3 protein-coding genes are annotated in these 3,520 nt (G+C 47.5%); all 3 read left to right on the top strand.

All coding sequences use genetic code 11. The features are described 5' to 3' along the window. The coding region (locus ACAN56_RS35325) for a condensation domain-containing protein (RefSeq protein WP_379148765.1) at window positions 1–988 on the top strand (988 nt) is incomplete at its 5' end. Between the two features lie 374 nt (window positions 989–1,362). Beyond that, complete coding sequence (gene fabD / locus ACAN56_RS35320; protein WP_379148767.1) at window positions 1,363–2,619, top strand: ACP S-malonyltransferase; 1,257 nt, start codon at window positions 1,363–1,365, stop codon at window positions 2,617–2,619. A 58-nt stretch (window positions 2,620–2,677) separates the two neighbouring features. After that, the coding region (locus ACAN56_RS35315; RefSeq protein ID WP_379148763.1) for a condensation domain-containing protein at window positions 2,678–3,520 on the top strand (843 nt) is incomplete at its 3' end.

Genomic DNA, 3,520 nt, shown 5'->3' with positions numbered 1-3,520 from the left:
GGAGGAGCGCCATTGGCTGGTGTGGGACATGCATCATATCGTGTCGGACGGCGTGTCGATGAACCTTCTGGTGTCGGACTTCATGGCGGCGTATGCCGGCGAAGAGCTGGAGCCGCTGCGGATCCAGTACAAGGACTACGCGGTCTGGCAGCAGGGCACGCTCGGGGTGGAGCAGATGCAAGGGCATGAGGCGTACTGGCTGTCGGCCTATGCGGAGGAAGCGCCGGTGCTGGAGCTGCCGGCCGACCGGAGGCGTCCAGCGGTGCCAAGCAGTGAAGGCGGACGGGTATACACCGAAGTGAACGTCAAGACGGCAGAGGCCCTAAAACGAATCGCTGCGGAGACCGGAGCCACGCTGTACATGGTGCTGCTGGCCGCCTATAACGTGTGGCTGCACAAGTACACGAGGCAGACCGACATTGTGGTCGGGACGCCGGTGTCGGGACGGACGCATACGGATACGGAGCCGATGATCGGGATGTTCGTGAACACGCTGGCGCTGCGCAACGCCCCGTCCGGGGACAAGCGGTTTATGGACTTCGTGCGCGAGGTGAAGGAGCGGACGCTGGCGGCATTCGAGCATCAGGATTATCCGTTCGAGGAACTGGTAGAGAAGCTGAACGTGCGGCACGATCGGAGCCGCAACCCGCTGTTTGACACGATGCTGGTGCTGCAGAACATGGAGCAATCGAGTCTCTATTTAACAGATATTGAGGTTCGCTCCGTTGAACAAGAGACTTCGACAACGAAGATGGATCTGACGATGATTGTTGTCGAAATCGAACAGGGCCTTCAATTATCTTTAGAGTATAGCCGGGATTTATTCGAGCATGGGACGGCGACGAGACTGCTTCAAGGATTTTGTGAACTTATCAAAGCCACGGCCACCGATCCTTCCGTTTGCATTAGAGAATTAAAAATGGAAATCTTTCAACATGAAAAAGAAGAGGAGGAAGACGAATTATTCGATATTATTCATTTTGAATAACAGGGTCTGTTGTATTACTAGGGTTAATCTTCGGTAACAATGGCCAAGTCGGTTTATATGAATCTAGTTTCTGTGCTGATCGATAGTGTGTACTCTTTTATCTGAAATAGTTACAGAATTCTAGTTCCAGCGATGAAAAGCTTCGGAGCCATTGGCTTGGTAGTTGATCTGGAAAGAAGCTGGAACTAGAATTCACAAAAATCAATTTCTAATTTTGTCAGATTTATTACATGCATAATTTCACGTTCCTATTCATTTTTTAATGCGAATGCATCGATTTTTGTGACTCTTCGATAAAAAACCGATAAAAGTTAATAATTGGACATTATGGACATTAATGGATTTATTATAATGAGGTGTTGTATTTGTATAAAATGGCATTTATATTCCCTGGCCAAGGCTCGCAATATGTCGGGATGGGTCAAGCATGGCATTCAGCGTATCCTATCGCACGGGAATTATTCGAGATGGCCAACGATGCTCTTAGGTTCGATCTTAAAAAAATATGTTTCGAGGGAAGCACGCAAATACTTAGAAAGACGGAAATCGCCCAACCCGCAATTTTAACTGTAAGTTTGATTGCCTATCGCATAATACTTCAAGAGGTTGAAATTGTGCAACCCGTCCTTGCGGGGCATAGCCTTGGAGAGATATCGGCGTTATGTGCAGCGGAAGCTATATCGTTTGCCGACGCAGTCAAGCTAGTGCATGCCAGAGGGAAATATATGCAAGAAGCGGTGCCGGAGGGCCGGGGTTTGATGTATGCCGTGGTTGGACTTTCATCAGAGCAAGTGAAGGAGATATGCAGGGAGATTTCGCTAAATATAGGGACCGTGGTGCCATCTAACTATAATGCCAGCAAACAAACTGTAATATCAGGGGTAAAGGGCGCAGTGGAAGAAGCAGCGATTTCCATGAAACATGCAGGTGCGCAAGTGATACCGTTAAAAGTCAGCGCGCCCTTTCACAGTCCGCTCATGGAACCGGCCTTAGCTCCGTTTCGCGAATTCTTGGGCGGACTTACACTTCATCCTTTGCAGCATCCAGTTGTCTCGAATGTTACAGGGAATTTTTACAAAAGTGAACAGGATATTATTCCGTTGCTCACTGACCAATTAATGAACCCGGTTTTGTGGACGGCTTGCATGAACAGGATGGCGACTCTGCCCGTTCAAGCATTTATCGATACGGGGCCTCGTGAAACACTAGGGCCGCTTTTGAAGGAACATTTTCCAGAAGCGAAGGTATATGCAACAGATTCCATCCATTCGACAATGCAAGATTGTCTTGACAACCTGAGGGGTGATTCGGAGAGAAGTCATCTAAGAAGCACGGGTAATCTGATGGATAAATGCTTATCTATTGCCGTATGCACCAAAAATCACAATTCAAATGCGGATGAATATCAAAGAAATGTGATCGGGCCGTATAAGATGATCCAGAGAATGAAGGAAGAAATAACTGTTTCCGGAAAAGAACCAACATTAGAGCAGACAGAGAAAGTGCTACATCTGCTTCGGACTATTCTTAAAGGGAAGAAGCTGCCTGCCGATGAGCTGAAATTACGTTTGGAACAGGCGATTAACGAAACAGGTAAGCCCGGTTTATTTCAAGGACTGCTGATGTTTTGACTGACTGGTAGAGATACAGATCGAACGCAAAGCTACTCAATGTATTGGAGGTTTTAAAATGGATTCTTTAACCGTTAGGCTTATGGCTTCTAGTGGTAAATACTCGGAGGCCGTTGATTATTGGCTTGAACAGCTTGCGGAATCTCCCGCACCAACAACCCTCTCTCTAGGCAGAGAAAGCGTTATAGCCGGCCAGTCGTTCCGACAGGTTGAGCAGCAACTTTCGAATGAGACCTTACATCGTGTAGAGTCGCTATCTAAAAACTCGGAACAGGCAATGTTCATGGTCTTAATGTCCGGAACGCTGTTGTTTCTTTCCCGGTATCTGAATCTTACGGATTTATTAGTAGGTATGCCTCCACTGAAAAAAAAAGGAAGCGAAGAAGTTGCTTCGGCTGTATTGCCGATTCGAATCCAAATCCGCTCTGAGAGTACTTTCAGGGACGTGCTGATCCAGGTGCGCAATGGCTTAACGGAAGCCGCCAAACATCAGAAATTTCCCCATCCTTACATAGCCGAGAAAACCGGGCTGCCTATGAACCGTAACGAGTTATTGCGTTTCGGTACGATTGTCTCACTTAACAGCATTCACCAAACGATTGACCCTATCCTCTCTGAATGTCTCATACACATATCTTTTCAAAAGAAGGACGACACACTTTCATTTGTAATGCATTATGATGCAAGTCGCTATGCTAATGAGAGCCTGATCAGGTTGAAGCAGCAGCTCACTTACTTCCTTGATTTAATAATGGAACAGATAAACACGCCGCTTGCTCAGATCGATATGGTTTCGGATCAGGAGAAGCAAGAGCTGCTGCATGCGTTCAACGACACGGCGGCGGAGTATCCGCGGGAAGCGACGATTCACGGCCTGTTCGAGGAACAGGTGAAGAAGACG

Source organism: Paenibacillus paludis, assembly GCF_042610515.1.
Classification (GTDB): domain Bacteria; phylum Bacillota; class Bacilli; order Paenibacillales; family Paenibacillaceae; genus Paenibacillus_AQ.
The sequence above is the reverse complement of the archived record's forward strand: the minus strand, read 5'-3'. Positions and strand labels throughout refer to the sequence as shown.